This is a genomic window from Mycobacterium sp. (assembly GCF_050701675.1).
Lineage (GTDB): Bacteria > Actinomycetota > Actinomycetes > Mycobacteriales > Mycobacteriaceae > Mycobacterium.
In genome coordinates this window covers 1-5,443 of the sequence record NZ_JBOGDD010000614.1, presented here as the reverse complement: position 1 = coordinate 5,443, position 5,443 = coordinate 1, and the positions used below count along the sequence as shown (strand labels likewise).

Sequence of the window (5,443 nt, the reverse complement as noted above, 5' to 3'; positions counted from 1 at the left end):
TCGATGACGTCGTCGAGCACCACCTCGCTAGGCAGCCGCGCTGCGGTCCCGGACTGCCTGCGCACCACGGGTTTCGCCTGCCCCACGATCGCGAGCTTGTCCAGGGTCTGCTTGGCCCGGAGTTCCTGGATGATGCCGATCGCGCTGTTGGCGACGATGAGGATGCCGAAGAGACCGTTGATGAACGAACCGGTGGACAGCACGATGACCAGCAGGACGCCGAGGATCGCGTTGATCCTGGTGAAGACGTTGGCGCGGACGATCTCCTCGACGCTGCGGGCGGCCCTGGTGGGCACGTCGTTGGTCCTGCCCTCGGCGACGCGCTGCGCGACCTCGGCGTCGGACAGACCCGTCGCCAGCGCGGCGGTCATCGGCCTGGCGCCCTGGTGAAGGTGCCCATCTCCTCGGCGTCGTAGAACTCGAGCGTCACGTTGCCGCCTGCGAAGGTGGCCTTTGAGATCGATCCTGGTGGCGCGTTCTCACCGGTCGGGACGAACGTGAACACGTTGCCGTCCCAGTGCGTCAGCTCGAGTGTCTCGCGCGGTCCGATTGCGAGAGTGAGCTTTCCGTTCGCCTCCGCGACCGTGGCCGGACCCCAGTAGGCGTTGTCGTAGGTGCCCACCAACGACGGTATGGCAGGGGCGGGGGCCGGGTTCGCTGGCGGCTTCTGGCCGGCCAGCGAGCCCTCCGGGGCCTCCATCTGCTTGAACGCCGCCCCGTACAGTCCGCGCCAGTCCTGGCGAACCTCGCCGAACTGCACCAGATCCGCGAACTCGGCGGTGAGCGTCTCGGGGATGCCCGACGGTGTGGCGTTGGTCAGCGCGACGATCGCCACGTCGGCGGACGGGATGATCACGAAGTTGGTGCCCGCGCCGAGTTCGAAGGCTCCGGAGTGGCTGAGCTGCTGACGGGCCGCCGACGTCGTGCCCACGTTGAATCCGTAGCCGTAGAACCCGGAGCGCATGGCGGGCTCGCTCGCGCGGTCGGACACGATCTGCGGGGTGATGGCTGGCAACAGCGCCTTGGCGTCGACGACTTGCTGACCGTTGAAGCTTCCGTTGGCCAGCATCATGGTGAGCCACTTGGTCATGTCGTTCGCCGACGAGCTCACGCCACCGGCAGGCGCCTCGGCCTGGGCGTCGCGGACGTAGAGCGGTTTGTAGGCGTCGTCGACGTGGATGTGCCCGACGGCCTTGTCGGTCCTTGCCTCGTAGTCGCTGAATTGCGAACTGGTCGAGGTCATTCCGAGCGGCCCGTAGAGGACCTCCTGGCTGAGGTCCTCCCACGACTTGCCCGCGCTGGTGGCCACCGCCTCGGCGCCCGCGGTCAGCCCGAAGTTGGTGTAGGCGTAGGAGATCCGGTACGGGTCCAGCGGAAGCTGGCGAAGGTGTTCCAGTACGTAGCGCCGGTCGTAGCCAAGGTCTTCGAGTAGGTCACCCGCGTGGTCGGGCAGGCCGGACCGGTGCGAGTACATGTCGCCGACGGTCACCATCTTGGTGACCACCGGATCCTTCAGCGCGAACCACGGCAGCTCGTCGACGATCGGGGTGTCCCAACTGATCGCGCCCAGCCCCACCTGATGCGCGACGACGGTAGACCCCAGCGGCTTGGACAGCGACGCGAGCTGGAACACGGTGTCGGGGTCGATCTTGTTGTCGGGGCCACCGCCGTTACGGACGTCCTTGACGCCGAATCCCTTGGCGTAGACCGTCTTTCCGCCGTGGACTACGGCGACGGCCAGGCCGGGGATGCCCGAGCTCTTCATCAGCTCGTCGGCGATGCCGTCGAGCTTGGCGACCGCGTTCTCGACGGCGTTGTCCGGCAACGGCATTGCCGGAACCAACGGCGGCGGGATGGGGGCGGGCACGGCGCTGCTGGACGGGCTGCTCGACGGTGCCGCCTGCTCGGCGGACTTCGAGTCACATCCCGCGATCAACGCCAGGACGGCGAGCGAGACGACAAGGCGAGACCTCGATGAGCGGCGCACACCAGCACGTTAGCCGCTCAGGTACGCCACCATGGGTCCAACGAGGCCGACGCTCCGGAGTCCGTTGGCGCTTCGATGCGCTGCCCCGGCCTCGGCACCGCCACCGCAACGCCCTCGCCCGCCGCGGCCACCAGCAGCCGCTCCACGGGCTCGGACCACGGGTGCGGCGCCAGCCGGAACGTCGCCCAATGGATCGGCACCAGCAGCCCGGCGTCGGTGACGTCGCGGTGCGCGCGGACCGCGTCCTCCGGATTCATGTGGATGTCGGGCCAACCCGGGTGGTAGGCGCCCACCGGCATCAGGGTGACGTCGAACGATCCGTGGTCGGACCCGATGTCCGCGAAGCTCTTGGAGTAGCCGGTGTCGCCGGCGAAGAAGGCGCGGTGCCTGGGGCCGACGATCGCCCACGACGACCACAGCGTGACGTTGCGCGTCAGGAAGCGGCCAGAGAAGTGCCGCGCTGGCGTGCAGACCAGCTCGAGCTCACCGAGTCGGGCGCTCTCGTTCCAGTCGAGTTCGACGATGCGTTCTTCGGGAATGTGCCAGGTCCGCAGATGTGCGCCGATGCCGAGCGGCACGAAGAACTTGGCCCGCTGGGTCAGGGCCAGCTGCTTGACGGTGTCGACGTCGAGGTGGTCGTAGTGGTCGTGGCTGATGATCACGGCGTCGATCGCGGGCAACGCCTCCAGCTCGGCGGGGACCGGGTGCAGACGCTGCGGGCCGACCGCGCGCGACGGTGAGCAGCGGTCGCTCCACACCGGGTCGGCGAGGATGCGGTAGCCGTCGACCTCGATGATCGCCGACGAGTGGCCGTACCAGGTGACGGCGAGGCTGCCTGCGACCACGCTGGGGTCCGGGGTGATCAGCGGGACGGGCTGCGCCGGATGCTGGTCGGAGCTCGCGCCGACGACCTCGCGGACCAGCATGAACTGCTGCTGACGGGTCATGCCGGCGTCCGACGCGGGTTCGAGGTTGGCGAACACGCCGTCGTGGTAGTTCGGCGACCGCTTGGCGACCGCGCCGATCTCGACCGGCGATGCGCCCAACGCCTCTGGTGTGCCAGAGAACGCACGCAGCGCCCAGCCACCGGCGACGACCGCTGCGGTCCCGCCGACGAGCCGGGCGGCGCGCCAGAACACCTAGGCGCCCTGGAACTTGGCCGGCCGCTTCTCGATGCGCGCGACCTGCGCTTCGATGATGTCCGAACTCGACCATGCGCGGTCGAAGAGTTCCTTGTGGGTGGGCAACGCATCCTCGTAGGCGCCGTCGTCGTTGAGCACGCGCTTGGCGTGCTGCAGTGCCAGCGGCGCGAAACCGGCGATCTCCTGCGCCCAGGCCTGCGCGTCGGCGAGCGTGCCGATGCGGTTGGCCATTCCGGTCTGCAGCGCGGCGTCGGACGTGAGTCGCTCGGCGGCCATCAGCATGCCGCGGGCCCGGCCCGCTCCGACGAGCGACGTCAGCCGGCGAATACTCCAGTTGTCCAGCGCGATGCCGTATTTCGCGACGGGGAACTGGAAGTACGCCTCGGGGGCGGCGACGCGCAAATCGCAGATCATCGAGAGGATGACACCGGCGCCGATGGCCGGTCCGTTGATCGCGCCGATGACGGGAACGGGCGCCTGATCGATCGCGATGTTGAGCGCCCTGGCCTTGTCGGGAAGCTTGTCGGCGATGCCTTGCCCGCCGGACAGGTCCGCACCCGAACTGAAGACGTGACCCTGGCCGGTGAGGACGATCGCTCGCACGTCCTCGGCGGCGGCCTTCTCGATCGCCTCCCGCAGTCCGTCGACCAATTCGTTGTTCAACGCGTTGCGTCGCTCGGGCCGTTGCATCTCCAACGTCAACACGGCACCGTCACGGGTCACACCAATCATGGGGTCAGCCTATCGAGCCGCCCGATAGCCTTGCTCCGTGAGCCGGATCGGTGCCCTTGCGCTGCGCGACGCCGTCCTCGACGAGGGGTCGTTCGTCAGCTGGGACGTCGAACCCCTCGACGTCGGCGCCGGCGCGGAATATCGGCGCGAACTCGCGCAGGCCAGGGCCGCGACCGGGCTCGACGAATCGGTCCTGACCGGCGAGGGGACGGTGTTCGGTCGCCGGGTGGCCGTCGTCGCGAGTGAGTTCGACTTCCTGGCCGGATCAATCGGGGTGGCCGCTGCGGAGCGGATCACCGCGGCGATCGAACGTGCGACCGCCGAGGCCCTGCCGCTGGTGGCGTCGCCGAGTTCGGGCGGCACGCGCATGCAGGAGGGCACGGTGGCGTTCCTGCAGATGGTCAAGATCGCCGCGGCGGTCGAGCTGCACAAACAGGCGCACCTCCCCTACCTGGTGTACCTGCGGCATCCGACGACGGGCGGGGTGTTCGCCTCCTGGGGTTCGCTAGGACACGTCACCGCGGCCGAACCGGGCGCCCTGATCGGCTTCCTCGGACCGCGCGTGTACGAGCATCTCTACGGCGAGCCCTTCCCTGCGGGCATCCAGACCGCGGAGAACCTGCACCGCCACGGCGTGATCGACGGCGTCGTCCCCATCGAACTGCTGCGCACGACGCTGGATCGGGCGCTCAAGGTGCTCTCCGACAGGCCCGGTCCACCACCCGAGGCGCCGGCACCGGAACCCATCGCCGACGTACCCGCCTGGGATTCGGTGGAGTCCTCGCGGCGTCCCGACCGGCCGGGCATCGGCTACCTGTTGCGGCACGGCACCACAGAGAGGGTGCTGCTGTCGGGGACCGGCGGACACGGCGAGGCCGCCACCACGCTGCTGGCCCTGGCGCGCTTCGGTGGGCAGCCCGCGGTGGTGGTCGGGCAGCAGAGGGGCGTCGGCGGCGGGCTCGTTGGCCCGCAGGCACTGCGCGAGGCGCGGCGCGGAATGGCGTTGGCGGCCGGGTTACGGCTGCCCCTGGTGCTGGTCATCGACACCCCCGGCCCGGCATTGTCGGCCGAAGCCGAGGAGGGCGGACTGGCCGGCGAGATCGCCAACTCCCTCGCCGAACTCGTCACGCTGGACACGCCGACGGTGTCGGTGCTGCTGGGCCAGGGCAGCGGCGGGCCCGCACTGGCGATGGTGCCTGCCGACCGGGTGTTGGCCGCGCTGCACGGCTGGTTGGCGCCGCTGCCGCCGGAGGGCGCCAGCGCGATCGTCTTCCGCGACGTCGACCATGCCCCTGAACTTGCTGCGGCGCAAGGCATTCGGTCGGCAGACCTGCTGCGCAACGGGATCGTCGACGCGATCGTGCCCGAACACACGGACGCCGCCGACACCCCGTCCGACTTCACGGCCAGGCTCTCGACGACCATTGCCTGCGAACTTCACGCGTTGCGCACCATGACCGCCGACGAGCGGTTGACGTCGCGGCTGCGGCACTATCGCAACATCGGGCTGCCAGGCCACTGATTCCATTCCGCCGAACGTGGATTACCCCCACGCTTTTTGGCGCGGAGCGTGGGGGTAATC

4 protein-coding genes and 1 pseudogene are annotated in these 5,443 nt (G+C 69.3%); 1 reads left to right on the top strand and 4 read right to left on the bottom strand.

What is annotated here, in order from left to right:
* The 4 genes and pseudogenes from ACRDUX_RS18945 to ACRDUX_RS18930 all read right to left on the bottom strand — a co-directional run.
* Positions 1-371: pseudogene (locus tag ACRDUX_RS18945) on the bottom strand (cation-translocating P-type ATPase); the annotation flags it as partial.
* Positions 368-1,987, bottom strand: coding sequence for a serine hydrolase domain-containing protein (locus tag ACRDUX_RS18940; protein WP_526415561.1), 1,620 nt, complete (start codon positions 1,985-1,987; stop codon positions 368-370). The gene ACRDUX_RS18940 and the pseudogene ACRDUX_RS18945, both read right to left, overlap by 4 nt.
* Positions 1,988-2,004: 17 nt before the next feature.
* Complete coding sequence (locus tag ACRDUX_RS18935) at positions 2,005-3,126, bottom strand: MBL fold metallo-hydrolase (protein WP_526415560.1); 1,122 nt, start codon at positions 3,124-3,126, stop codon at positions 2,005-2,007.
* The gene (locus ACRDUX_RS18930; RefSeq protein ID WP_526415559.1) at positions 3,127-3,861 is read right to left on the bottom strand and encodes an enoyl-CoA hydratase; all 735 of its coding nucleotides are present in this window, start codon (positions 3,859-3,861) and stop codon (positions 3,127-3,129) included.
* Positions 3,862-3,898: 37 nt separating this feature from the next.
* Between ACRDUX_RS18930 and ACRDUX_RS18925 the strand changes: the two genes are divergently transcribed.
* Entirely contained in the window at positions 3,899-5,383 is a 1,485-nt protein-coding gene (locus ACRDUX_RS18925; RefSeq protein WP_526415558.1) for a carboxyl transferase domain-containing protein, read from the top strand.
* The last annotated feature ends 60 nt before the right edge of the window (positions 5,384-5,443 follow it).

What these genes read in the sequence shown, in the direction of transcription:
- ACRDUX_RS18930 (WP_526415559.1), bottom strand. Translation starts at nt 3,861, where the DNA reads ATGATTGGTGTGACCCGTGACGGTGCCGTGTTGACGTTGGAGATGCAA.